This is a genomic window from Sphingobium sp. FG58 (assembly GCF_057809055.1).
Genome location: NZ_JBMDJF010000007.1, coordinates 26,308 through 50,665 on the forward strand (window position 1 = coordinate 26,308; position 24,358 = coordinate 50,665).

General features: G+C 64.8%; 27 protein-coding genes. 7 read left to right on the forward strand and 20 right to left on the reverse strand.

Going from position 1 to position 24,358, the window contains the following annotated elements; all coding sequences use genetic code 11:
• Positions 1–30: 30 nt before the first annotated feature.
• The 5 genes from ACODR8_RS10460 to ACODR8_RS10480 all read right to left on the reverse strand — a co-directional run bounded on the left by ACODR8_RS10460 (position 31) and on the right by ACODR8_RS10480 (position 6,108).
• Positions 31–1,245 (reverse strand): CmpA/NrtA family ABC transporter substrate-binding protein, encoded by a 1,215-nt coding sequence (locus ACODR8_RS10460; RefSeq protein ID WP_489007180.1) that lies wholly within the window; start codon positions 1,243–1,245, stop codon positions 31–33.
• Positions 1,242–1,823, reverse strand: a complete 582-nt coding sequence (locus ACODR8_RS10465) for an ANTAR domain-containing response regulator (RefSeq protein WP_489007181.1) — start codon at positions 1,821–1,823, stop codon at positions 1,242–1,244. Before ACODR8_RS10465 ends, ACODR8_RS10460 begins: the two co-directional genes overlap by 4 nt.
• Positions 1,824–1,890: 67 nt before the next feature.
• The gene (locus ACODR8_RS10470; protein ID WP_489007182.1) at positions 1,891–3,420 is read right to left on the reverse strand and encodes a DHA2 family efflux MFS transporter permease subunit; all 1,530 of its coding nucleotides are present in this window, start codon (positions 3,418–3,420) and stop codon (positions 1,891–1,893) included.
• An 11-nt stretch (positions 3,421–3,431) separates the two neighbouring features.
• Complete coding sequence (locus tag ACODR8_RS10475) at positions 3,432–4,601, reverse strand: EmrA/EmrK family multidrug efflux transporter periplasmic adaptor subunit (RefSeq protein ID WP_489007183.1); 1,170 nt, start codon at positions 4,599–4,601, stop codon at positions 3,432–3,434.
• A complete protein-coding gene (locus ACODR8_RS10480; RefSeq protein WP_489007184.1) occupies positions 4,594–6,108 on the reverse strand; it encodes an efflux transporter outer membrane subunit in 1,515 nt (504 codons plus the stop codon). The genes ACODR8_RS10475 and ACODR8_RS10480 overlap by 8 nt, the downstream gene beginning before the upstream one ends.
• Positions 6,109–6,197: 89 nt before the next feature.
• On the opposite strand from ACODR8_RS10480, the gene ACODR8_RS10485 reads away from it, so the two are divergent.
• Complete coding sequence (locus tag ACODR8_RS10485) at positions 6,198–6,869, forward strand: TetR/AcrR family transcriptional regulator (protein ID WP_489007185.1); 672 nt, start codon at positions 6,198–6,200, stop codon at positions 6,867–6,869.
• Here ACODR8_RS10485 and ACODR8_RS10490 read toward each other — a convergent pair.
• The 4 genes from ACODR8_RS10490 to ACODR8_RS10505 form a co-directional block, all read right to left on the reverse strand.
• Complete coding sequence (locus tag ACODR8_RS10490; protein ID WP_489007186.1) at positions 6,824–7,393, reverse strand: winged helix-turn-helix domain-containing protein; 570 nt, start codon at positions 7,391–7,393, stop codon at positions 6,824–6,826. The genes ACODR8_RS10485 and ACODR8_RS10490 overlap by 46 nt on opposite strands.
• A 92-nt stretch (positions 7,394–7,485) precedes the next feature.
• Positions 7,486–8,385, reverse strand: a complete 900-nt coding sequence (locus ACODR8_RS10495) for a transposase (RefSeq protein ID WP_489007187.1) — start codon at positions 8,383–8,385, stop codon at positions 7,486–7,488.
• On the reverse strand, positions 8,373–9,197 hold the full coding sequence (locus tag ACODR8_RS10500; RefSeq protein WP_489007188.1) for a hypothetical protein: 825 nt from the start codon (positions 9,195–9,197) through the stop codon (positions 8,373–8,375). The genes ACODR8_RS10495 and ACODR8_RS10500 overlap by 13 nt, the downstream gene beginning before the upstream one ends.
• On the reverse strand, positions 9,194–9,334 hold the full coding sequence (locus tag ACODR8_RS10505; protein WP_489007189.1) for a hypothetical protein: 141 nt from the start codon (positions 9,332–9,334) through the stop codon (positions 9,194–9,196). The genes ACODR8_RS10500 and ACODR8_RS10505 overlap by 4 nt, the downstream gene beginning before the upstream one ends.
• A 149-nt stretch (positions 9,335–9,483) precedes the next feature.
• On the opposite strand from ACODR8_RS10505, the gene ACODR8_RS10510 reads away from it, so the two are divergent.
• Positions 9,484–10,107: a response regulator transcription factor gene (locus ACODR8_RS10510; protein WP_489007190.1), complete on the forward strand. Its 624-nt coding sequence runs from the start codon at positions 9,484–9,486 to the stop codon at positions 10,105–10,107.
• A gap of 84 nt (positions 10,108–10,191) precedes the next feature.
• On the opposite strand, the gene ACODR8_RS10515 is transcribed toward ACODR8_RS10510, so the two are convergent.
• From ACODR8_RS10515 to argH, 4 genes are read right to left on the reverse strand one after another with little or no spacing between them, the layout of a single operon-like run.
• Complete coding sequence (locus ACODR8_RS10515) at positions 10,192–10,962, reverse strand: precorrin-2 dehydrogenase/sirohydrochlorin ferrochelatase family protein (protein ID WP_489007191.1); 771 nt, start codon at positions 10,960–10,962, stop codon at positions 10,192–10,194.
• Complete coding sequence (gene lysA / locus ACODR8_RS10520; protein WP_489007192.1) at positions 10,962–12,227, reverse strand: diaminopimelate decarboxylase; 1,266 nt, start codon at positions 12,225–12,227, stop codon at positions 10,962–10,964. Before lysA ends, ACODR8_RS10515 begins: the two co-directional genes overlap by 1 nt.
• A gap of 18 nt (positions 12,228–12,245) precedes the next feature.
• On the reverse strand, positions 12,246–12,506 hold the full coding sequence (locus ACODR8_RS10525; RefSeq protein WP_489007193.1) for a hypothetical protein: 261 nt from the start codon (positions 12,504–12,506) through the stop codon (positions 12,246–12,248).
• On the reverse strand, positions 12,503–13,870 hold the full coding sequence (argH, locus tag ACODR8_RS10530; RefSeq protein WP_489007194.1) for an argininosuccinate lyase: 1,368 nt from the start codon (positions 13,868–13,870) through the stop codon (positions 12,503–12,505). Before argH ends, ACODR8_RS10525 begins: the two co-directional genes overlap by 4 nt.
• Before the next feature lie 43 nt (positions 13,871–13,913).
• On the opposite strand from argH, the gene ACODR8_RS10535 reads away from it, so the two are divergent.
• The 3 genes from ACODR8_RS10535 to ACODR8_RS10545 all read left to right on the forward strand — a co-directional run bounded on the left by ACODR8_RS10535 (position 13,914) and on the right by ACODR8_RS10545 (position 17,802).
• A complete protein-coding gene (locus ACODR8_RS10535) occupies positions 13,914–14,495 on the forward strand; it encodes a TlpA family protein disulfide reductase (protein ID WP_217672861.1) in 582 nt (193 codons plus the stop codon).
• Positions 14,496–14,685: 190 nt separating this feature from the next.
• Positions 14,686–17,301: a TonB-dependent receptor plug domain-containing protein gene (locus ACODR8_RS10540; RefSeq protein ID WP_489007195.1), complete on the forward strand. Its 2,616-nt coding sequence runs from the start codon at positions 14,686–14,688 to the stop codon at positions 17,299–17,301.
• Positions 17,302–17,379: 78 nt separating this feature from the next.
• A complete protein-coding gene (locus ACODR8_RS10545) occupies positions 17,380–17,802 on the forward strand; it encodes a RidA family protein (RefSeq protein WP_489007196.1) in 423 nt (140 codons plus the stop codon).
• On the opposite strand, the gene ACODR8_RS10550 is transcribed toward ACODR8_RS10545, so the two are convergent.
• The 6 genes from ACODR8_RS10550 to ACODR8_RS10575 form a co-directional block, all read right to left on the reverse strand.
• On the reverse strand, positions 17,795–17,983 hold the full coding sequence (locus ACODR8_RS10550; RefSeq protein WP_489007197.1) for a Trm112 family protein: 189 nt from the start codon (positions 17,981–17,983) through the stop codon (positions 17,795–17,797). The two genes, ACODR8_RS10545 and ACODR8_RS10550, sit on opposite strands and share 8 nt — an antisense overlap.
• Complete coding sequence (locus ACODR8_RS10555) at positions 17,980–18,594, reverse strand: LON peptidase substrate-binding domain-containing protein (RefSeq protein ID WP_119746310.1); 615 nt, start codon at positions 18,592–18,594, stop codon at positions 17,980–17,982. Before ACODR8_RS10555 ends, ACODR8_RS10550 begins: the two co-directional genes overlap by 4 nt.
• A gap of 11 nt (positions 18,595–18,605) precedes the next feature.
• Positions 18,606–19,517, reverse strand: a complete 912-nt coding sequence (locus tag ACODR8_RS10560) for a tetratricopeptide repeat protein (protein WP_489007198.1) — start codon at positions 19,515–19,517, stop codon at positions 18,606–18,608.
• A 96-nt stretch (positions 19,518–19,613) separates the two neighbouring features.
• Positions 19,614–20,414: a MipA/OmpV family protein gene (locus ACODR8_RS10565; protein WP_489007199.1), complete on the reverse strand. Its 801-nt coding sequence runs from the start codon at positions 20,412–20,414 to the stop codon at positions 19,614–19,616.
• Between the two features lie 114 nt (positions 20,415–20,528).
• Positions 20,529–20,966 carry a DUF2141 domain-containing protein gene (locus ACODR8_RS10570; RefSeq protein ID WP_489007200.1) on the reverse strand — a complete coding sequence of 146 codons (438 nt, stop codon included), beginning with the start codon at positions 20,964–20,966 and terminating at the stop codon, positions 20,529–20,531.
• Entirely contained in the window at positions 20,963–21,694 is a 732-nt protein-coding gene (locus ACODR8_RS10575) for a sterol desaturase family protein (protein ID WP_489007336.1), read from the reverse strand. The genes ACODR8_RS10570 and ACODR8_RS10575 overlap by 4 nt, the downstream gene beginning before the upstream one ends.
• A 327-nt stretch (positions 21,695–22,021) precedes the next feature.
• Here ACODR8_RS10575 and ACODR8_RS10580 point away from each other — a divergent pair, with 327 nt between their 5' ends.
• On the forward strand, positions 22,022–22,381 hold the full coding sequence (locus ACODR8_RS10580; RefSeq protein ID WP_489007201.1) for a hypothetical protein: 360 nt from the start codon (positions 22,022–22,024) through the stop codon (positions 22,379–22,381).
• Positions 22,382–22,433: 52 nt separating this feature from the next.
• Here the strand turns inward: ACODR8_RS10580 and ACODR8_RS10585 are convergent, their stop codons facing one another.
• Positions 22,434–23,324 carry a prephenate dehydratase gene (locus tag ACODR8_RS10585; RefSeq protein WP_489007202.1) on the reverse strand — a complete coding sequence of 297 codons (891 nt, stop codon included), beginning with the start codon at positions 23,322–23,324 and terminating at the stop codon, positions 22,434–22,436.
• 185 nt (positions 23,325–23,509) lie between these two features.
• Between ACODR8_RS10585 and ACODR8_RS10590 the strand changes: the two genes are divergently transcribed.
• On the forward strand, positions 23,510–24,133 hold the full coding sequence (locus ACODR8_RS10590; protein ID WP_489007203.1) for a c-type cytochrome: 624 nt from the start codon (positions 23,510–23,512) through the stop codon (positions 24,131–24,133).
• Positions 24,134–24,358: the final 225 nt, after the last annotated feature.

Sequence of the window (24,358 nt, forward strand, 5' to 3'; positions counted from 1 at the left end):
ATGTTGCAAGGCACAATTTTTCCCGCCAAATCAACGCGGCGGCGCAAATCCTGCCAAAAACTCTTCGATTCGTTCCGGGTCGAACACGCGCTTGTCAAAGAAGCTGTCGGGTCCCAGCGTCAGCTCGCCCCGGCGTGATCCGACCGCCAGTGGTGAAGCCACCGCCCCTTCCAGCTTCATACTGGCGCCAGGCATCGGCACATTGCTGTCGGCCAGCGCGCGGCGGAATATGTCGGGACGGAACACTGCTCCCGCCCGTGTCGCAGTGGCTGCGTCATGATCGACCATGCCCCAGCGCACCAGTTGCGAATAGATCCACAGCGCCTGACTGCGCCACGGAAAGGGCGTCGCCTCCCGCCCGAACAGCATGAAATCGGGGCTGACGATCGGCGGCTCCCCCGCCCGTGCAACAATGCCGCCCGACAGCGCGCGTTCAATCAGATAGGCAGGCTGATCGACATAATCCGGGCGGGCGAGCAGGTTGGCAAGGTCATCCCTGTGCGCCGGGTCATCGCACCACGCCGCCGCCCGCACCAGCGCGCGCAGCAGCCGGTCGACGGCTTGCGGATTTTCCTCCAGCCAGGATTCGCGGAAAGCCAGCACCTTTTCGACCCCGCGCCGCCAGATGCGTTCGCCGATTGCCACGGCTTCCGCCAAACCAGCCTCCACCGCCGCGCTGCCCCAGGGTTCGCCCGCGATGAAGCCGTCAATCTCGCCCGCGTGCATCGCCTCGACCGTCAGCGATGGCGGCAGCACCCGCAGCACGACGTCGCGATCGGGGTCCACGCCCGCGCTGGCCAGCCAGTAGCGCAGCATGATCGCATGGCTGGAAAAGCGATGGACCACGCCGATCACCGGCTTGCGCCGCCACAGGCCGATCGCCGCGGCGAAATCATGCGCAGTGCCCAGCGGATCGGCCAGACGGCTGGCGATGACCGGCTCCAGCGCCTTGGCGAAATCGCACGCCATCACCAGCATATTGCCGTTGACGTTCAGCTTGTAGGGCGCGGCCAGCGGGGCGGGCTGCTGGCTCAGCCCCAGCGTCACCGCAACCGCGAGCGGCGCCAGCATATGCGCGCCCTGCACCTGGCCATAGACCAGCCGGTCGCGCAGCGTCGCCCAGCTGGTGGTGCGCACCAGATCGAGGGCGATCCCCTCTTCCTCGGCAAAACCCCGCTCCCGCGCCGCCACCAGAACGGCAGCATCGGTCAGCGGCAGGAAGGCGATGCGCAGCCCTATCGTCATAATCCCCCTCCCAGCAGGTCGCTGGCGGTGATCAGCGCCTGCGCCACTTCCACAATCTTCTTGCCCTGATTCATCGCCGCCGTCCGCAGCAGCGCATAGGCGTCCTGTTCGCTTAAACGTCGCTGGTTCATCAGGATGGACTTGGCCCGGTCGATGACCTTGCGGTCGGACAATGCGCTGCGCGCTTCGTCCAGTTCGCTCTGGATCTTGGCAAAGGCGTTGAAGCGCCGCACCGCCAGTTCCAGCACCGGCTTGACCCGTTCCTTGCGCAATCCATCGACGACATAGGCTGACACGCCCGCATCGATCGCCGCGCCGATCATCGCCTCGTCGGACTGGTCCACGAACATGGCGATCGGCCGGGCCAGCGCGCGGCTGACCGTCAGCATCTCCTCCAGCGTATCGCGGCTGGGGCTGCCCAGATCCATCAGTACGACATCGGGGGCCATGCGTTCGAGGCGCGCGACAAAGCCGCCGCGCGGCGGGACGATATGAATATCGTCATAGCCCGCCTCATGCAGCCCCTCTTCCAGGACGCTGGCCCGCAATCCACTGTCATCGATGATGACGATTCGCATCTGTCCCCGCCTCTTCGCGCGCTTAAGTGGCCGCGATGCTGCGCCGCGTCAATCATCGACATGCCGGTCAGTGCGCGGCGGACGTATCCACATTAGCGCGAGGACGCGGCGCGAGCCAGACGAGGAGCGAGGCACCGAACAGGATCATAGCCGAGATGAAAAAGATATGATCGACCGCGATCGCCAATGCTTCCTGATCGACGATGTTCGATATGACCTGTCGCGCCTGATCGGTCGACATGCCGATATTGGCCAGCGCCGATTGCGTATCGGCCGGCTGGAGCGTGGCTGCCAGTTCATTGCGCGACACACGCTGGCCATTGCCCCAGCCGGTCAACACCAGCGATGTCGCAATCGCCAGCGCCAGAGTGCGCAGGAAATTCTGGAGGCCCGCCGCCGACGCGGTCTCTTCGGGCCGCACCGACCCCAATGTCAGCGTGGTCAGCGGGATCAGGAAGAAGGGCATGGCGAATCCCTGAATGAACTGGGGCGCGGCCATCGTCCAGAAATCGACCGAACTGGTCCAGTGCGCCCGCCACAATGTCATCAGCCCCAGCCACAGCACCGCACTTGAAATCATCAGGCGCGGATCGACCCGGCCCATCATCCTGGCGGCGATCGGTGCGCTCATCAACGCGGCCATGGCGGTGAAGGCGGTGACGATACCCGCCCAGGTCGCGGTATAACCCATGGACGACTGGAGCCATTGCGGGATGACGACGATGCCGGAAAAATAGGCGCCAAAGCACAGCGCCAACGACAGGACGCCCGACGTGAAACCGATATGACGGAACACCCGCAAATCGACGATCGGATGCACCTCCGTCAATTCCCAGATGATGAAGGCCAGGAAGCCGATCACCGCCAGCACGGCCAGGATGATGATCAGCGGATCGGCAAACCAGTCATGGTCGCGGCCGATATCCAGCATGATTTGCAGACAGCCGATCCAGAACACCAGCAAGACCAGCCCAATCTTGTCGATCGGCACACGCGCCGTTTCCGTTTCAACGGGGCGCAGCAGCGCCATCGCCGCGAACACGCACAGGACGGCGATCGGCAGGTTGATGAAGAAGATCCAGTGCCAGCTCCAATTGTCGCTGATATAACCGCCGATAATCGGTCCCATCGCCGGACCCAGCAGCGTCGTCATCGCCCACAGGCCCATCGCCCGCGCCCGCCGGTCGGGCGGAAAGACGCGCAGCATCAGCGTCTGCGACATCGGCATGATCGGCCCGCCACACAGGCCCTGCCCGATGCGGCAGGCGACGATCATGCTGAGCGACATCGACAGACCGCACAGCACGGAAAACAGGCCAAAGCCGATCATCGCCCAGATGAACATCTTTACCACGCCAAAGCGCTGCGCCAGCCAGCCGGTCAGCGGCACACAAATCGCTTCGGCGACCGCGTAGGATGTGATGATCCACGTTCCCTGATCCGGCGTGATGCCCAGATTGCCCGCAATATGCGGCACGGAAACATTGGCGATGGTCAGGTCCAGCACGACCATGAAATTGCTGAGCGCCAGCACCAGCCCGGCCAATGTCCGCTGCCGCGGGGTCAACCGGTTAAAGACATTATCCTCGACGCTCACGACCGGTCCTTTCAGTGACCGGAAAGGTCGATCTCGACCTCCGTGGAAAAGCCGACGCGCAACGGGTAGGCGGCCAGTTCCTTGGGGTCCAGCGCGATGCGGACCGGCAGGCGCTGGACGACCTTGATCCAGTTGCCGGTCGCATTTTGCGCCGGGATCAGCGAGAGCGACGATCCGGTGCCACCGGAAAAGCCCACGACCTTGCCATGATAGACGACGTCGCCGCCGTAGATATCAGCGACCACCGTGGCGGGCATCCCCACCTTCACCTGACGCAGCTGGCGTTCCTTGAAATTCGCGTCGACATAGACCTGCGCCAGCGGGACGATCGTCATGATCGGGCTGCCCTGCGCGACGCGCTGGCCGACCTGCACCTGTCGCTTGGTGATGACACCGTCGATCGGCGCGCGGATCACCGTGCGGTCCAGGTCCAGCTTGGCGGAATCCAGCTTGGCCTGCGCCACCATCACGCCCGGATCGGTATCCACGCTCGATCCGCTGACCAGCGCATCATTGGCGGCCAGCTGCCCGCTCGCCGCGCTGCGCGTCGCCTGCGCGGTGGTGACGCCCGCCCGCGCCAGATCCAGCGCGGCGCGTGCGGCGGCATAGGCGGTGCGCGCGCCGGTCACTTCATCGCCCGACACCGCGCCTTCGCCCACCAGCGCCTCACGCCGTTGCAGGTCGATCCGCGCCTTGTCCACATTGGCCTGCGCCGTCGCCAGCTGGGCGCGCGCCTGCGCAATGTCCGCGCCGCGCGCATCGACCTGCGCCGCCAACGCGCCGCTGGTCGCGCTGCTCTGGCGAAATTTCCGGCGCGCTTCGGCCAGATCGGCCTGCGCCTGGGCAATGGCGATGCGCGCATTGGTCGGGTCGAGCCGCACCAGCACATCGCCACGCTTCACCGCCTGGGTATCGCTGACCAGCACCTGCGTGACCTGTGCCGAGATAAGCGGCGTCACCTGCGCCATTTCCGCATTCACATAGGCATTGTCGGTGCTGACATGGTTGCGCCCGATCAGCAGATACCAAGCTGCCCACAGCAGCGCCCCGATCACGACCGCCAGCGCCAGCCGGGTCAGCCAGGTCTTGCGCGCTGCGGCGCGATCCGCCTTTTGCGTGTCGGTCGGCGCAGCGGCGCCTGAAGCTGCGGGGGCGGAAAATTCGGGGGCGGCATCAGCCATGCGCAGCGTCCTTGGGCAGTGTGGCGCTGGCGGCGAAACCGCCACCCAGCGCACGGATCAGGGCAATATCGAGCGAAAAGGCGCTGGCCTCCAGCGCGGAAACGGACCGGCGCGCAGCGATCAGCTGATCCTCGACATTCAGCACGTCGAGATAGGTGGAAAGGCCACCATCATAGCGTTTGCGCGCGATGCCATAGGCGTCCTGCGACGCCGCCAGCGCCGCGCGGGCGTCCACCAGCCGATCGTCGAGCGTGCGGCGGCTGGTCAGCGCATCGGCAACGTCGCGATAGGCGGCCAGGACCGTCTTGTCATAATTGGCCACCGCTTCATCATAACCGGCGCGCGCGCCACGATACTGGCCCTGCAACGCGCCGCCGTGGAAGATCGGCAGGCTGATCGCCGGACCGGCGCTGCCGAACAGCGAATCCTTGTCGAACAGGCTGTTATAGAAGGGTTTGGCCGATCCGGTTGCGCCGGCGCCGTTAAACATAGTGTTGTAACCCAGCGACTGGACCCCGATCAGCGCGCTCAGCCGCACCGCCGGGTAGAAATCGGCGCGCGCCACCTTGACCTGTTTCGCTGCGGCTTCCGTCCGGGCCAGCGCCGCGGCAATGTCCGGGCGGCGGGCGACCAGATTGGTGGTGACATCGGCGGGCAGGCCGACCGGCATCAGGCGACCCTTGGGCGGGCGTGTGATCGACAGGCCCCGATCCGGCCCGGCCCCGACCAGCGCGGCAATCTGATGCTGGCGCAGCGCAATCGCCATGCGCGCGCCCGCCAGCTGCGCCCGCGCCGCCGCGACGGTCGCGTCCGACTGGCGCAGATTGCCGCGCGTTTCGAGGCCGTTCTGGCGGCGATCAGCAACCAGCTTCTGGCTGGCAATGCGAACATCGAGCGTGCGCTGTTGCAGTTCGGCTTCGTCATAAAGCCGCGCCAGATCGGCATAGGCGTCGGCAATGCCCGTGGTCAGCGCCAGCCGCGCCTGTTGCGCGTCCAGCTGCGCCGCGCGCGCCTGCGACGTGGCGGCAGCCAGGGCCGCCTTGTTCCGGCCCCACAAGTCCAGGTCAAAGCCCAGATTGAGCGCCAGCTGACCCGTGCCGAGCCAGCCCTGCGGAACGAACTCCTTGGGTTGTCCCATAGTATAGCTTTGCTTGGTCGTCCCGGCCTTTGCATCCAGATCGACCGATGGCAGCAAAGCTGCGCCCGCCTGTTGCGCCATGCCCTGTGCCTGCGCGAAACGGGCGGCGGCAATCGCCATGTCGGGCGCGTTCGCCAACCCTTCCTCGATCAGCGCGGTGAGTTGCGGGTCGCCATAGGCAGTCCACCAGCCCTCGCCCGGCCAGGCCGCTTCAGGCGCGCGCAGGCTGTCCTGCGCCGCCACGCTCTGCGCCGTGCGGATCGCGGGCGCAGGCCCCAGATCGGGTACAGCCGCGCACGCCGACAGCAGCGTCAGGGCGCTCACCGGGACCAGCAGGCGTTGGGGGGGAAACAGGCGACTCACCGACATGACAAACCGTACCATCCAGTATGAAAACTGCCATTGCCGCTGTTGCGAGGCCTTGTCAACAAAATTACCATACCCTATGGTACGGTTTAATGACAGGTCTGGACACATCTCCGCCCCCCAGTCGAAGGGAAGCGCGCAGGCAAGACCGGCGGGACGCTATCCTTATGATTGCAGAGGGGTATTTCCTGGAACATGGTTATGCTGGAACAACCATGTCCGGCATCGCGGCGGCACTGGGCGGGTCCAAGGGGACACTCTGGAATCACTTTCCATCCAAGGAAGAGCTGTTCTCGGCCGTGCTTGATCGTGCCACCCGCACGTTTCGCGCCAATCTGTCGCAAATCCTCAACCCCTGCGGCGAAGTGAAGGCGACCCTGCTGCGGGCCTGCACCAGCCTCATCGAAAAACTCACCTCGCCCAAGGCTATCGCGCTCCATCGCCTCATCGTTGCAGAGGGGACCCGCTTTCCCGGCATGCGCGAGATTTATTTCGATCTGGCCCCGATGCGGGTGCGCTACATGTTCAGCATTTTTCTGGAAGGCGCGATGGAGCGTGGTCAGTTGCGATCGGCCGATCCGCTGGATGCCGCCCGCGCCCTGATTGCGCTGGTCATGTCGGGCAGTCACCAGCAATTGCTGATGGGGCAGCTTGAACAAAGCACCCCGGCGCAAACCGCCGCCGACGCCGATTTTGCCGTCACCACCTTTCTGCGCGCCTATGCCCCTGACAGCGCGGTCCCGACCGCCGGGCAAAGCGCATAGCCCCGCCCCTTGACCGTCCGCAGCAGCGGCCAGTCATGCCCCCGGTCGATCTTGGCGCGCAGACGCGACATATGCACCTCGACACTGTTTGTGCCGGGATCAAACTCCAGCCGCCATACTGCCCGCAACAGCGCGTCGCGGCTGACCGCCTCCCCCGGCCGCCGCGCCAGATGGAGCAGCAGCGCATATTCGCGCGCCAGCAGCGGGATCGCCCGGCCCGCCCGTTCGACCTGCCGGTCGACCAGATGGATCAGCAGGTCGCCGACCCGCAAACGCGGCTGGTCGTCGCGGGCCAGCCGGATGATCCGGGCCACCGCTTCCCCCTCATGCATCCACGGGCCGACCACATCCTGTGCGCCACCCTCCAGCGCGCGGGCGCGGGCGGCGGGATCGTCCACGCCCTGCCACAATATCGTCGCGTCGCTGATGCTGACCCGTGGCGGATCACTGCCCGCCCCCTGCATCGCCAGATCGAAGCCGCGCGCGCTCAGCGCCCGTGCCAGCGGAGCGAAATCACTGCCCAATCCGTGACAATCGACCCGCCTGCCCACCCGTCATCCACCAATAACTGACCGCTGCATCCGACCGCCGACACAGCGCAAAGACAAGCCAATCCCTATCCATTTCGGACAGATCGCAGTGCCGCCTCACTCGCCGACCGGATCAGCGGACTGCTGCTACACGCGCCGGATTCCCAATGGGCCAGCCGCGCCGCGCCGGTCAGCCCGGTGCCGATCGCATCCCACGCCGTCCGCCGCATGGCGTCGGCAGGATGGCGCGCGACGAAATCCTGGGCCAGGTCGATCGCATTGCCGCTTTCGCACCCCACCGCCAGTTCCAGCAGCAATTGCGCGCTGGCCACGGTCATACATTCGGCGATCGTGCTGCGGACGGTGTCGAACCGATATTGCCGCCGCCAGCCCTGATCGGGCGCGCTGGCCAATATGTTGAGCGAGACCGACAGGGACTCAGGCGGCAATTGCGCATGAATGTCGCGATTGGCGCGGTAGAGCAGCATCCGCCCCTGCGACAAATGGCTGCGCTCCACGAAACGCAGCGCCACCGCCTCTCCCGCCGCGCCCGCGACATCGCCGTCATAGTCATAATAGTCCGAGCCATAGCCCGGTCCCAGATAGCCGATGGTCAGGAAGTCAAAACCATGATCGTGCGGCACATGATAGAGGAAGGGGGCAGGACCACTCATCCGCACCACATGGTCGCGCTCGGCGGGCCAGAAGGCGGCGCGCAGCACATATTTGCCCTTGGGCGGGCGAAGCAGCATGACCTGCGCCGAATAGGGATTGGCCTGCCGCTGACCCGCGCAGCGCGTCTTGAGTTCGGCGATCGCGAAGTCGGCCAGGAAATCCCGGTTGCGCCCCAATGCCCGCAGCATCGGCGCGGCAGCGGCCAGCCCCTCCTCGCAGGAGGGGTCGAAGGCCGGACTTTCGCACCAGTCGACCAGCGCATCGAGGTCCACGACTTTGTCATCCGCTGCCGGTTCGATCAGGCGGGGCATGGCACGCCCCCGATCTGCGCCAGCGTCCGCGCCGCCAGCGCCCGCACCGCCGCGTCGCTTTCCTCCTGCGCCATCGCGCGCAACGCAGGCAAAGCACCCCCGGTATCGAGCGCCAGATATTCGCGCATCACCGCCCAGCGCTGCGCGGCAAGCGGCGTGTCGAGCGCCTCGGCAAATTGCGCCGCCGCATCGCTACGCCCCTGCACTCGCAGCAGCGACAGCAGCATCAGCGCGCGGGCATGGCCCTCGTCCGCCTCCGCCCGCACCACCAGCGCGCCGGTCGCGGACTCATATATGCGCGAACAGACCGGGCCTTGCCCCGCAATCTGCGCCCGCAACAGCATCAGCGGCGCGTCGTCCGGCAGAATGCGCAGCGTCTCACGCCGCTCGTCCAGTTCCAGCACATCGCCCACCGCGCAATGGCGCTGCCCGGTCGGCACCGCCCGCTCTCCCTCCAGCCGGAACCCTTCCCCCCGCAACGCGCGGTTGAGCGGGCGGCAGAGCATATGGCGGCCGGAAAAATGCACCCGCGATCCCGCTTGCTCGACCGGGTCGATTACCGTCGCCGACAGCCAGATTCGCTCGGTCCGGGCCAGCACCAGATGCCGGGCCGCGCCACTGCGGCTCGCGCGAAAGCCCGGCAGGTGCATGGGATCGGCGGTCATCGCCGTGCAGCCCTGCGCCAGCAGATCGTTGAACCAGCCTATGTCGTGCAAGAACGGCCGGATCAGCGCCAGCGCTCGGTCCAACGGCGCATCCCGCGCCGCGGCCACCGCCTGCCCCAGCGCCGCCCCCAACGCTCCTGGCGTCACGGCTGGTCGATGATCGCGATCACAATATCCATCAGGCTGATGTCCAGCACATCGCCATCCTGCAACCCGAACAGGCTGGCCCCGGCGGGCAGATCGGCAATATCTTCGATGGCCAGTTGCGGCACGGTCTGTGGCATGAGCATCCTCCTTCTATGGGTCGCAAAGGGGAGGCTATGGCGGGCGCGCACGCCAAACCAATTAAATGAAATTAATCGTGGCTACCCTCCATTAACCATTTCTTTGCGCGGCAATCCTATTCTTTGGAGCGCAGCAAAAGGGTGGAGCCATGCAGATCTTCAAGCGCAATCGCAGCCGTCGGCCTGACGATCAGGACATGAGCGAGATCGCCCGCCCCCAGCGCCGCCTGCGCGTGCTGCTGATCGACGAAAACCCCACCGCGCGCGCCGTCGTCGCCCGCCGCCTGTCACATCTAAACTATGATGTCGCGCTGGCGGAAAATGGCTTTGTCGCGGTCAACCTGCTGGTGACGCGCCCCGCCGACATCGTGCTTGTAGACATGGGGCTGACGATGCTGCCCGCCGTCGCGACGATGAAGAAGATCCGCGCCGCGAACCTGGCCCTATCCGCCTGCTTCGTCATGCTCACCGGGCGGCTCGACAGCCAGTCGACGGTGGAGGCGCTGGATGCCGGGGCCGATGACCATGTCGTCAAACCCTTCGATTTCGACGTGCTGGACGCCCGTATGCGCCATCTTTGCCAGCGGGCCGAAACGCTGGGTACGCTCACCCGCCACAATGCCGAACTCGACGCCCGCATCGCGCGGCGCGCCGTGGAACTGGGCGAAACCCGCGAAACCCTGCGCGAACTCCAGGCCGACCGCGCCCGCCTCGTCTCGTCCATCCAGGCGCTACATGATGAAGTCGAACGGCTGAGCGCGCAGCAGGGCTGAACCACCCAACGCCGTTCGTTTCGAGCGCAGTCAAGAAACTGCGCGCCACCGTTTCTCGACTTCGCTCGAAACGAACGGATGTGGTCAGGCTATCGCCCCGTCCAACGCAACCCACAACGACAGCCCCTCGCCCGGATCGGCAGGCGGCACATCCGCGACGATCCGCGCGGCATCAGCCCGCGCCCGGTCGAGGATCACCGCTGGCACCGACGCGGAATGATAGACCCGATCCGCCTCCCCCAATAGCCGTGCAGCGCGCAAAGTCAGATCGTCGGGATCGCCCGACAGCAGCGGAATCGCGATCAGCCGCGAGCCTTCCACCTGTCCCTCCGCCGCCAGCCAGTCCGGCAGCGCGTCCACCGCATTGGCGCGCAGCGGGTCGATCGTCCCGCCCGGCGCCAGCCCCGCGTCTATCCCCCGCCGCCGCGCCCCTGCATCCGCCCAGCGCGCCTTGATCGGCCCGCGCGCAGCAAACAGCGCCTGCGCCAATTCACCGAGCCGGGCAGGTAACAGCGCCTCCAGCCGTTGCCGCAACGCCTTGGCCAGCCCCGCCGAAGCCCCGCCCGTGCCGATGGCAATCAGCACCGGGTCACGATCGACAATGGCAGGCAGGGTGAAATCGCACAGGTCAGGATTGTCGGTCGCGTTGACCAGCACCCCGCGCGCCCGCAACCGCTGCGCCGTCGCCGCGTCGCCATCCGACACGATCGCGATCCGCGCGCGCTTGTCCGCCTCGCCCACGATTACTGCGCCTGCCCGCTCCAGCAGGCGGCGCTTGGCGTCCGCCGCCTCGCCATCCCCGGTCACGATCACCGGCCTGCCCGTCAGGCGCAGAAAGACGGGCAGGCTATGCATCAGTCGGCCAGCCAGTCGGGAATGCTGTCGCCCGCGATCAGCGCCTCGATCGGCGGACGCGCACGCACCACCGCCCATTTGTCACCCGACACCAGCACTTCAGGGGTCAGCGGGCGGCTGTTATACGTCCCCGCCATCGTCGCGCCATAAGCGCCCGCGGTCATGAAGGCGACCAGATCGCCCGCCGCCACCACATCCATTTCGCGGCCCATGGCGAAAGTATCGCCCGTCTCGCACACCGGCCCCACCACATTGGCCGCCGCGCGCTGCCCCACCGGGGCCACCGCGCGAATATCATGCCAGGCGTCATAGAGGCTGGGGCGCAGCAGGTCGTTCATCGCCGCGTCGACGATCACGAACGGAGCCTGCGCCCCCTGCTTCACCCGCACCACGCGCGACAGCAGCGCGCCCGCATTGCCCACGATCACCCGGCCCGGCTCGAACATCAGCCGCACCGGCCAGCCCTGCGTCACCCGGCATACCATCTCGCCATAGGCGGCAGGGCTGGGCGGCACCGGCAAGGCGGGGTCGTAGGGGACGCCCAGACCACCGCCCAGATCGGCGGTGCGAATATCATGGCCCGCGTCGCGCAAGGCCACGACCAGCGCGCCGACCTTGGTAAAGGCGGCCTCCAGCGGCGCGAGATCGGTCAGCTGGCTACCGATATGAACCGCGACACCCTGCACATCCAGCCCCGGCAGGTCGCGCGCGGCGGCATAGCTTTCCAGCGCTCGGTCATAGGGAATGCCGAACTTGTTTTCCGACTTGCCGGTCGAAATCTTGGCATGGGTGCCAGCGTCCACATCCGGGTTGATGCGATAGGCCACGGGCGCGCGCTTGCCCATCGACAGCGCGACTTCGGACAGCATTTCCGCTTCCGGTTCGCTTTCCAGATTGAACTGGTAAATGCCATGGCTCAGCGCCAGCCGCATCTCGTCAGCCGTCTTGCCCACGCCCGAAAAGACGATGCGGTCCGCCGGAATCCCCGCCGCGATCGCGCGCAGCAATTCCCCGCCCGACACCACGTCCGCGCCCAGACCCAGTTTCGCCAGCGTCGCCAGCACCGCCGCATTGGGGTTCGCCTTGACCGCAAAGGCGATCAGCGGATTGTCGAGGGTCGAAAGCGCGTCGCGAAACACGCTGACATGGCGTGTCAGCGTCGCGGTCGAATAGACATAGACCGGCGTGCCGACCGCATCGGCAATCGCCGCCATCGGCACCTGCTCCACCTGCATGGCACCGTCCACATAGTCGAAATGGTCCAAAATCGCGTCCTTAGTCTCTTATTGGGGCTGCTTTTCGGGCGGCAGGTCGAACTCGTCCGCCTGCCGCTTTTCCGACTGGGTCAGCAATTCCACATTGCGCTGCGGCCGCGCCTGGGTCGATGGCGTCATCAGCTGCGCGCCCGTCGGGGCGGTCGCCGCGCCCACCGGCACCGCAGGCAGTTCCTGGCCCGCCAGAGGCTTCAACGGTTGCCGCCCGCCACAGGAGGCCAGCGCCAGCGCCGCGCAGGCCAGCCCCACGATCGTCCAAGTGTGTCTCATCCCAATTCCTCCTGCGCCTGCGCGATCCGCGCCCGCACCTGCGCCGGGGCCGTGCCGCCATGGCTCATCCGGCTGGCGACCGAGGCATCGACCGTCAGCACCGCATAGATGCGATCGTCGATCCGCGCGTCAATCTCCTTGAGCGTCGCGATCGGCAACTGGTCGAGCGGCACGCCCGCCGCCTCCGCCGCCGCCACCGCGCGCCCGGTGATATGATGCGCCTCACGGAACGGAATGCCCCCTTCGCGCACCAGCCAGTCGGCAAGGTCCGTCGCCGTGGCAAAGCCGCTTTCGGCCAGCCCGCGCATCCGGTCGGTGCGGAACGTCACCGTTTCGATCATGCCGGTCATCGCCGCGATCGACAGAGCGAGCAGGTCGTGCGCCTCGAACACGGGCGGCTTGTCGTCCTGCATATCCTTGGAATAAGCGAGCGGCAGCCCCTTCATCGTCACGCACAAAGCCGTCATGCAGCCCATGATCCGCCCGGCATGACCGCGCACCAGCTCGGCCGCATCGGGATTGCGCTTCTGCGGCATGATCGAGCTGCCGGTCGAATAAGCGTCGGGCAGTTTCACAAAACCAAAGGGCTGGCTCGCCCAGATGATGAACTCCTCGGCCAGCCGCGACAGATGCAAAGACGCCTGCGTCGCCGCCATCAGATAATCGAGCGCAAAGTCGCGGTCGGACACGCTGTCCAGGCTGTTGTCGGTCGGCTTGGCAAAGCCCAAAGCCGCCGCCGTCGCATGCCGGTCGATCGGGAAACCGGTCCCCGCCAGCGCCGCCGCGCCCAGCGGACATTCATCCGCCCGCGCCCGCGCATCGGCAAAGCGGCTGCGGTCGCGGCGGACCATTTCATAATAGGCCATCAGATGATGCCCCAGCGTCACCGGCTGCGCCGACTGCAAATGGGTAAAGCCCGGCATCACCGCATCGGCATTCTCGTCTGCCCGCGCCAGCAAAGCGCGTTGCAGACCGACCAGCCCCGCCTGCACCTCGTCAATCGCATCGCGCACCCACAGGCGGAAATCGGTCGCCACCTGATCGTTGCGGCTGCGCGCGGTGTGCAGCCGCCCGGCGGTCGGCCCGATCAGCTGCGCCAGCCGCGATTCGGTGACCATGTGGATATCTTCCAGGTCCAGGTCCACCGGCACGCCATCGGCTTCATATTCCGCCGCGATCCGGGTCAGCCCCTCGGTAATCGCCTGCGCATCCTCACCCTCGATTATGCCCTGCTGCGCCAGCATCGCGACATGCGCCTTCGATCCTGCGATGTCCTGCTTCCACAATCGCTTGTCGAACGGGATGGAGGCATTTATCTCGCGCATGATCGAAGCGGGGCCGGCCGCAAACCGGCCACCCCACATGCTGTTGGAGCCTTCCCCCTTGGAACCTGTTTCGCGCGCGCTGATGTTACTGCTCCTGACAGCCGGATTGGCGGCCTGCGATAGGCAATCGCCGCCCGCTGGGCAAGCCAATGCAAGCATGAGCGGTGAGGTTCCCGCATCGGGCAACGCCACAAAGGGAGACGGCGAGTTCAGCTACCGGCTGGACCGTAGCAAGGCTGGCACCCCCGCCCCGACCTTCGCCTTCCAGAATCCCGACGGGGGGGAGGCGACCTTGCAGGATTTTGCCGGACGCCCGCTGCTCGTCAATCTGTGGGCGACATGGTGTACGCCCTGCGTAGCGGAAATGCCCACGCTCGATCGGATCGCCGAACGCTACGGTCCCAAGGGGCTGGCGGTGCTGACCATTTCGCAGGACACACAGGGCGCGAAGGCGGTAAAACCCTTCTTCGCCAAACACCCCCTGCCCCACCTTAAAGGTTGGGCCGACCCCGACAATCATTTCGGCTTCGACTATGCCACGGGCCTGCTGCCCACCACCGTCCTCTATGATGCGCAGGGCAAGGAAATGGTCCGCGTCATCGGCGCGATGGATTGGGAAGGGGCGGAAGCCAAGGCGCTGATCGACGCAGCCATGGCCTCCTGATCCGCCGCACCTTGGCGCAGCTGCAAAATCTGTTTCTCACGTTTCAATAGATCATAAACAGCGTGTTTCCGGGCTAGAAACGAACTAGAAACAATCCATAAAACTGTAATTTTTGTGCAGCGCAATAGAGGATTGGTGCCGCGCATTCGTCATTCCCCCTGTCATCAATAAAGCTAAACAGGGGGCATGAATGACACGGTTGTCGGCGCTTAAACTCTCACTGATCCTCGCATCGTCCTGGTCCGCCTGCGCCATCGCGCAAGACGCGCCGCAGGAACCCCAGGTCGACGACGGCACGGCGATCATCGTCACCGGCACCCGCGCGGTCGGGATGCAGGCCGCAGACAGCGCAGCACCCATCCAGGTGCTAAGTTCCGACGCGATCGCCCATGTCGGCCAGCCAAACCTGAACCAGGTGCTGACCCAGATCGTCCCCAGCTTCACCGCGCAGACGCAGGGTACCGACCTTTCCAGCTTCTCGCTGTCGGCCCGCCTGCGCGGCCTCAGCCCCAACCATACGCTGGTGCTGGTCAACGGCAAGCGCCGCCACGGCAACGGCATCCTTCAGGTGCTGGGTGCCTTCTCCGGCTCGGCCGCGCCCAGCATCGACCTGATCCCGCCAGATTCGGTCGCGCAGGTCGAGGTGTTCCAGGAAGGTGCCGCCGCCGTGTACGGCACGGATGCGATTGCGGGCGTCATCAACTTCATCCTCAAGGATGATGCTGAAGGCGGATCGATCAAGCTCACCGGCGGTCAATATTATGACAGCGAGGGCGAGCTGTTCTCCATCTCCGGCAATTATGGCGTCAAGCTGGGCGAGGATGGCTTCATCAACCTGTCCCTGTTCCACCGCCGTCAGGATTATACCACGCTGGGCGAAGGGCAGGTGCAGGTCACCAAGCTGGACGGCACGCTCCAGCCCAATGCCCCTGCCCAATGGTCGAATCTGGCAGGCGACGCGCTGGCCGGGATCAATGGCGGCCAGCCCAAGACCGAACTCAACCTGCTCTTCTACAATGCCGGCTATGATTTTGGCGGTGTCGAAGTCTACAGCTTTGGCAGCCTCGCCCGGCGTGAAGGCTGGGCCAAGCAGGGCTACCGCCATCCCAAGCGCATCTGCTACGAAACCGGCAATCTGGGTGGCGGTGTCACGCCTGCGGCCTACAACCCCAATATCTGCTACAGCGACACCGGCATCAATGGCATGGTTCCGCTCCAGCATGTGATCGAAGATGAATATAGCTTCACCGTGGGTGCCAAGGGCGAAGTCGGCGGGGGCTGGAATTACGACCTCAGCACCACTTACGGCCATCAGAAGAACGACATCTGGACCGAAAAGTCCGCCCATCGCGAAGTGTGGCAGGAAAGCTTTGCCGCATCGCTTCTGGGCGTCGGCGTCCCCAATACACCCGACAAGGCCTATGATGGCGGCTTCCGCCTCAGCCAGACCACGGTGACCGCCGACATCCGCAAGGAATTTGACCTCGGCATGGCTGCACCGCTGACCTTCGCCTTCGGTGGCGAATATCGCAAGGACACCTATGAAATCGTCCAAGGCGATTTCTATTCGACCTACAAGACCGGGGTTCAGTCCTTCCCCGGCTACAAGGCGACGGACGCAGGCTATTATAAGCGCAGCTCACGCGCCGGTTACATCAACTTCATTGCTCAGCCGGTCGATGGTTGGACGGTCGATCTGGCCGGTCGATACGAAGATTATACCGATTTCGGCGACACGCTGATCGGCAAGATCACGACCCGCTACGACTTCTCCGACGCCATCGCCATTCGCGGCACCGCCAGCACCGGATTCCGCGCGCCGACACTGGCCGAACAGAAATATTCGACGATCAACGTCGGCCCAACCAGCGCCGTCGCCCAGCTTCCCGCCGGCACGCCCGCCGCTGCGCTGCTCGGCTTCGGTCCGCTCGGCCCGGAAAAATCGAAAAACTTCTCGGCCGGCCTTGTACTGCGCCCCGTCCCCAAGCTGGCGGTCACGATCGATGCCTATATGATCAAGATCAAGGATCGTATTGCCGCCACGGCATCGCGCAACGCAGTCCAGGGCGGCGTGGTCCAGCCCGGCGCTGCGGCGATCTTCAGCGCACTGGCGGCGGCAGGCATTGTCCTCGACACCGCTCTGCAACAGGTGGGCGTGCAAAGCTTCACCAACGGCATCGACACCAAGACGACGGGCGTGGATTTCTCCATCGCCTATCCAGTCTCTCTGGGCTTTGGTTCCCTCAATCTCTCGATCAACGGCAACTATAACAAGACCAAGATCACCAAGAACAAGGTCGGCTACCCGCTTTTCAACGCCGCGTCGGAAAGCAATATCGAGGATACGACGCCCAAATATAAGGTCGGCTTCGGTGCTCTGCTCAAGGCTGACAAGCTGACCGTCAACCTGCGCGAAACCCTCTATGCCAAGCAAAGCGTTCTGGTCCGGCCGGGCGTCGGCAGCGGCGTAATCCCCGATGGCGGCTTCCTGATCGCCGACGGGGCGCTGGTGAACGGCGTCAACGCCAACCAACTCTACTTCAATGGCGTGGTGAAACGGGCGATCATCACCGATCTGGAAGTCGGCTATGATTTCACCGACAATGTCACCTTCTCGATCGGTGCGAACAATCTGTTCGACAAGATCCCCGAAGTCCCCAAGCTGGTGTCCGGCACGGGCGTGGTCGTGAACCCCGGCGTGTCGCCCTACCAGAATGGCTCTGGCTCCTATAACAACCCCTATGGCCATGGTGCCTATGGCACATCGGGCGGCTATTATTACGCCCGTATCGACTTTAAATTCTGATCAACACTTAGACATGTCATAAAGGAAGGGCCGGTTCGGAAACGCACCGGCCCTTTTTCTGTCCGACAGGAGCCGTCCATGCAGCCATTCGCCCTCCTCGCCGCGTTCGGCCTGACCATCGCAGCGCCAGCCATGGCGCAACAGGCAATGCCCGCCACCCTGCCTTTCTCCCCCGCCGTCCGCGTCGGCGACACCCTCTATATGTCCGGCCAGATCGGTCAGGTGCCGCCCGGCATGGACCCGCACAAGGAAGGGTTCGACGCCGCGGTGCGACAGGCGATGGATTCGATCGGCAAAATCCTGGCCGACAACGGCCTCGATTTCGGCCATGTCGTCAAATGCACGGTGATGCTGGACGATATGGCCGACTGGCCCCGCTTCAACGCGGCCTATCTGCCCTATTTCAAGGGCAAACGCCTGCCCGCCCGCAGCGCATTCGGCGCGGACGGGCTGGCGCTGGGCGCACCGCTGGAAGTGGAATGTATCGCCGCGTTCAAATAGGGCTGGCCTCGCCCACCAGCAGCACCGGCACGCCATCGCGCACCGGATAGGCCAACCCCGCTGCCTCGGAGACCAGCGCCCCGCGCGCGCCATCCCAGCGCAGCGGCGTGCGCGTCACCGGGCAGACCAGCTTGGCCAGCAACCACGGATCGACCGGCGCGCCCGCACCTGCCCCAGTCATTGCATCGTCGCGCCGCCGTCGCGCTCGATCCGGCCGAAAATCTGCATCAGCTGGATGATCAGTTCCGACCGCTCGCCCAGCGTATCGGCCTCCAGCAGCGTCTGCTTGGCCGCCGCATCGAACGGCGCGATTTGGGCAATGCCGTTGACCAGCGCCATATCGTCCAGCCGCGACACCGCGGTCCAGTCCACGACATAGCCCAGCGCATCGGCAAAGCGCCGCGATTCCTGCTCCAGCGCGGCCCGCTCGACCGCGTGCAGCACTTCATCCTCCTGCGGCGCCTGCATCACGTCCGCCTCGATCTGGCGGAACTGGGTGGTCACCGGCAATTCGCGCACCACCTTGAACCGGGCCAGCCCCGTCAGGATGATGTTGAACCGCCCGTCGTCCAGCGCCTCGATATGGCTGACATGGCCCAGGCACCCCATGTCGAACAAGGGTGGCACCGGACCCTCGCCCCGCGGCTGGATCATCCCGATCCGCCGGTCGCGCGCCATCGCGTCATGGATCAGCGCGCGGTAGCGCGGCTCGAAAATATGCAGCGGCAAATCCATGCCCGGCAACAGCAGCGCGCCGGAGAGCGGGAATATCGAGACGCGGGCGAGTGGCACCGGCCCGGCCGTCAGGCGAACAAGATCTGCGACAGCTTGCGACGCTGCGCCGATACCCAAGGATCTTCCAGCCCGACCGCCTCGAACAGGGTCAGCAATTGCGTCCGCGCCGCGCTGTCGTTCCACGCCCGGTCGCGCCGGACGATCTCCAGCAGCGCCTCTGCCGCGCCCTCGCGGTCGCCATTGGCCATCAGCCCGCCCGCCAGCTCGAACCGCGCCTCATGATCGTCGGGATCAGCCGCGACTTTCGCCTCCAGACCCGACAGGTCCGCCACCGGCTTTGCGTCGCGCGCCAGCGCAATCGCTGCGCGCGCGCGATCCACCGCCTGATCCTTGGCCGCTTCAGCCGACAGCGCGTCCAGCACGGCTTCTGCTTCGTCCAGCTGCCCCAGCGCCACCAGCGCGCGGGCCTGACCCGACGCCACATCGGCATGGTCAGGCACCATTTCGGCAATCTGGGTGAAAATCGACAGGGCGCGCTCGGCATCGCCCGCCGCCAGCGTTTCCTCGCCCATCGCGATCAGCGGGGCGATTTCCAGTTCCTGCGCCTTTTCGTCCGATTCGATCGGCAACTGGCCCAGCAACTGGTCGAGATATTGCTTGAGCTGCCCTTCGGTCCGCGCCTGCGAAAGGTCGGCAACCGGCTGACCCTGAAACACGGCATAGACGGTCGGGATCGACTGGACCCGGAACTGGCTGGCGATGAAGCCATTTTCGTCGACATTGACCTTGACCAGCTTGACGCCCTTGGCCGCATAATCGGCGCACACCTTCTCGATGATCGGCGTCAGCTGCTTGCACGGGCCGCACCATTCGGCCCAGAAATCCACGATCACCAACTGCGTGCGCGAAGGGTCCACCACATCGCGGCGAAACGCCTCCACGGCCAGCTTGTCGGCCTCGCTCATTCCCAGGGTCGCCACGCTTTCATCTCCTGCCACTGCGGTATGTCGCCGCCTCCATAGCCCGCAATATGGGGAGCGTCACCCTCCCCGCGCAAGGTCAGGAAAAGCAGGATATTAGAAGGTATAGCCGATCCCGATCGCGCCCAGAAACTGGTCCTTCGACCCGGCAATCGACACCACCGGCGAATCGGCATAACGGCCCAGCATCCGCGAATAGCCAAGCGCGCCGACGATCACCCAGCCCTTGCGAATGTCACCCGACAGCGAATAGCCGCCGGTCAGATTGGCGTTCACCCGCCGGAACCCGGAATCGGCACCGCCCCGCGTATAGACCGGCAGTCCGCTCGCCAGCGAACCGGCGGCATCGATATCGGAATAATAGCGGCCGAATTTCTTGCCGACATAGTCCGCCGACACGCCGATCCCCGCAAAGCTGCGGATCGACAGCGGCGTGAAATATTCGATCGCCGGGGTGACGATATAGCTTTCGTGCGCGCCCGCGACATCCTTGGTCACCGCAACCCGCGCGCTCAGATTGTCATAGGCGCTGGTGACGATCCCGGTCTTGCCGATGCCGACATAGCCGCCAACCTCGATCGCCGTGTCTCGCTTGCCCAGCGCCTCGACCGCATTGTCCTTGATCTGCTTACGGCTGGTGCGGTCCATCCGCACGCCTGCGACGGGGCCAAGCTGAAAGTCGATGCCGCTATCGTCCCGGTTGGGAATGGCGTCGAAAAACAACATCGGTCCGCGGGTGAAGAAGGCATGGTCCTTCACTGTACCGCGCAACTGCGGGCCAAAAATCATGCGCGAATCGTCGGACCCTTCATAAGTCGGGACCGATGCGACCCCGACACCGATGGTCAGGCTGCTGCGATCCTGTGCCTCCTGCGCCAGCGCAGGCGCGGCGGCCATGAAAGGAAGGGTGAGGAGAAGAATGCGGGAAAGCTGGTTCATAAGGCCCCTGTTCAGCCAATGTCGGTCGGCCCAAGAATGTTTCACGACGGTTACAGGTTCCCCCGCACGATCCTACAGGAAATATTTGAGGCGGATGTCCTGCTCCACCGGCGCGCCTGCGACGGCAAAACTGGCCGACCGGAAACTGGGCGCGCCAAAGCGCAGCACCGGATTGCGCGAAAAGCCGACCCCTTCGCGCGGAATGCCCGCGAACGTATCCAGCTTGCCATTGCCATTTTCGTCATGGACGATGGCAATGGCATAGTCGCCCGGCGTGACATTGCCGATCGTCACCGTCCCGCCCTTCGCCGCTACCGTAAAATGTCGCTTGTCGGGATCATGGCTGCAATCGGGGAAGTAGCGCGGCACCCGCGTCACGCACACCAATATCTGCCCCTTGGTCGACCGCAGCCCCACCAGCGCCATGCTGAGCGGTTGCGGCTGGCCAATCGAGGCCGCGCCCAGCAGCACCGGGACCAGCGCGCACAATCCCCACAACCGACCCGTCACGCGCGCGCCTTCGCGGTAAAATCGCCAAGCCCCCGGTCAGTGCCGCACAGCCGGTCCCAGACCCGGAAATAAAGGCCGTAATTGCAGCTATACAGGTCATGATGCCGCTGATGATGGGTCGCGGTGATCAGCCAGCCACCCAGCGGCCCGCGGACCATCCAGCGCGGGAATATCTCCCACCCCATATGATTGCTGACCCCCATGATCGTCATGATCGTCAGCACCACGGCCAGCGCACCGACATGAATGGGGATCATGAACACCAGCGCCGGGATCACGACCGCCCCGGTCAGCGCTTCCCACGGATGAAAGCTCATCGCCGCCCAGGCGGTCGGCGGGCGGCTGGCATGATGCACCGCATGGGCAATGCGAAAGGGCTTGGGCCGGTGCATCCAGCGATGCGTCCAGTAAAACCATGTGTCATGCGCCGCGAGGTAGAGCAGCACCGATATGGGCAGATACCAGAGCGGCAACGCCGCGACATCAGTATAGATGCGCGTCCATCCCCGCGCCTGCCAGCCCCATGCGACGATCCCGGCGGGGATGCCGTAAATCAGCGCCGACAGCAAAGACCAGCCGATTTCCCGCCGCATCTGCCGCTCCAGCCCCCGATACAGGCCCGGCTGCCGCACCCGCGTCGCCAGCGCGAAACCGCCGCTCGCCAGCAGATAGCGTATGCCGACAATGGCGCTCATCGCCAAAGCGGACCAAAGAATAGCTGCGACCATGGACAGGCCCATAGCCCAATCCACCACCGTCATCCCAGCGAAAGCTGGGATCTCTCTTCCTTTTTTTACGCCGCCGGGCTGCGTAGAGAGTGAGGGACTGATACCAATGTGCATTGATCGTGACCTACTCCATCTCCTCCCCCTTGAGGGGGAGGTTGGGTGGGGGTGTGCTACGGCCAGCGTGGACGCTCAGCTTCGCCTCGCTCCCCCTCCCCCAACCCCTCCCCGCCGGGGAGGGGAGAAGAGTCACAATCAGCGCCATTTAGTATGAGGCCTACCTTGCAAGATTTCGTCGCAAGGCGATCTTCTGCCTGATAGTGTTGAGTGATGGACTTCGTGCAATTTCTCTCGGCCTTCGGACTTGGCGCGCTCGTCACAGCATTTGTGCAAGCGTGGCTCACACATCGTGCCTATCTCCGGCAGCGCAATTTTCAGGAGAAAAAGGAATCGTACATCGGCTTCCTCGATGCCCTGCATAAATCTGAAGTCGAACAGACCGCCGTAGCGGCTCTGCTTGTCGGACATTGGCAGAATAGGATCGAATTGGTAGGATCATCAGCCGTTCGCACAGCCTGTGAAAAAATCAAGAATACCAATCCCACGGCGCGAGGCTTTCATCCTGAGCGGCCCGCCGCGCTCAGGCAATTGAAAGACGCAATGAAAGATGATCTAGGCGTTACGTCGTGACCTGTGGAGGCTAAAGCGGTTTCGCTGGAACAACGATGATGACAATCAACCCCTAAGTCCGTGGCCGTGCCTGCCGATAACTGCCCAGCATCCGCACCCATTTGGTGTGGAATTCCAGTTCCGCCAGCGCCCGGTCGACCGCGGGGTCGCCCGGCATCCCCTCAATATCGCAGAAAAATTCGGTCGCAGCGAAGCTCGCACCGCGCTGATAGCTTTCCAGCTTGGTCATATTGACGCCGTTGGTCGCAAAGCCGCCCATCGCCTTGTAGAGCGCGGCGGGGACATTCTTCACCTCGAACAGGAAAGTCGTCATCACTGGCCCGACATTGGCGACCGGCAATTTGGGCTCACGCGCCAGCACCAGGAAGCGCGTCATATTATCGTCGCTATCCTCGATATTCTCGGCGATCAGGCGCAGGCCATACAGTTCGGCGGCCAGATAGGGCGCGATCGCGCCTTCACCGGGCAGGCGGTTTTCCGCGACCAGCGCCGCCGCGCCCGCCGTATCGGCATAGGCGACCGGCTGGATGCCGCGCTCTCGCAGATAATGACGGCACTGGCCCAGCGCCTGCGGATGGCTGATCGCGCTTTTGACCGGACTATTGTCGGGGGCCATCAAACAATGGCGAATCCGCAGGAAATATTCGTCGACGATGGACAGGCCCGATTCGGGCAGCAGGAAATGCATGTCCGCCACCCGCCCATGCAGGCTGTTTTCGATCGGGATGATCGCGCGGGCCGCCTGTCCATTACGAACCGCATCGATCGCATCCTCGAACGCGAAACAGGGCAAAGGCACGCAATCGGGCGCATAACCCAGCGCCGCCAGATGCGAATTGGCTCCCGGCGCGCCCTGATAGGCGACGGCGCGGGCCGGGTCTGTAGCGGCTTTTTCAGCCAGTTGCGCGACAATCGCGCGCGCGGGGGCGGGATAGTTTTCCATGGATGGCTGCGCGCTTAGGCAGTTGACCGCCGCCGCGCAAGCATCGGCAGGACGGCAAGCTGGCCGGGTCGCGCATTTGTGGCGTCAAGCCGGGTTGCACGTTCGCGTGTCCGCCATTATGGCAACGGCCAAGAGGGGGCGCCAAGACAGCCGCCCGAACAGAAATGCAAGGGAAATCGAGCGAAATGGGCGATCGTTTCAATACCGTAGCGGGCTGGGCGCTGTTCGCGGGCATTATTGCGCTCGGCGGCGCGATCGTCAGTTCCAAATTCTTCCATGACGAACGGCCCGAAACCATGGGCTATGCGATCGAAGGCGTCGAAGCCGAGGGCGAAGGCGCTGCTGCCGGTCCCGGCCTCAACACCCTGCTCGCCAGCGCGGACGTGGCAGCGGGTGAGAAGGTGTTTGCCAAATGCGCCGCCTGCCACACCATCACGTCGGGCGGTGCCAATGGCATTGGTCCCAACCTCTATGCGACGGTCGGCGAGGAAATCGGCAAGGGCAAGGGCGGTTTCGCCTTCTCCGCCGCGCTGTCCGGCAAGGGTGGCAGCTGGACTTTCGAAAATCTCGATCATTGGCTGAAAAGCCCGCGTGAATTTGCGCCCGGCACCAAGATGACCTTTGCGGGCCTTGGCAATCCGGTCGATCGCGCCAACCTGATCGCCTGGATGAACACGCAGGGTTCCAACCTGCCGCTGCCCGCCGCCGACGCAGCCCCGGCTGCCGAAGGTGCGAACGCAGCCGAAGCGGGCAACGCCGCCAATGCAGCGGAAGCCCCGGCAGCGAACGCGGCCAACGCAGCCGAGTAAAGCCCGATCGGTACGCCGGTCGAGATATGCGAATTGACGGGCGCGGCACTGGTTGCCGCGCCCGATTCGTTGGCGGACCTGCGCATCGCGGTCTTTCAGGCCTTCCCGACCGCACTTATGAGCGGGATTATCTGACAGCCTGGCATACGCTGGTGGCAGGCGCCTTTGTCCACGCCACCGCCGACAGCGACCACGCAAGGCAATTCTGGGTGAAAAGGCCGGACT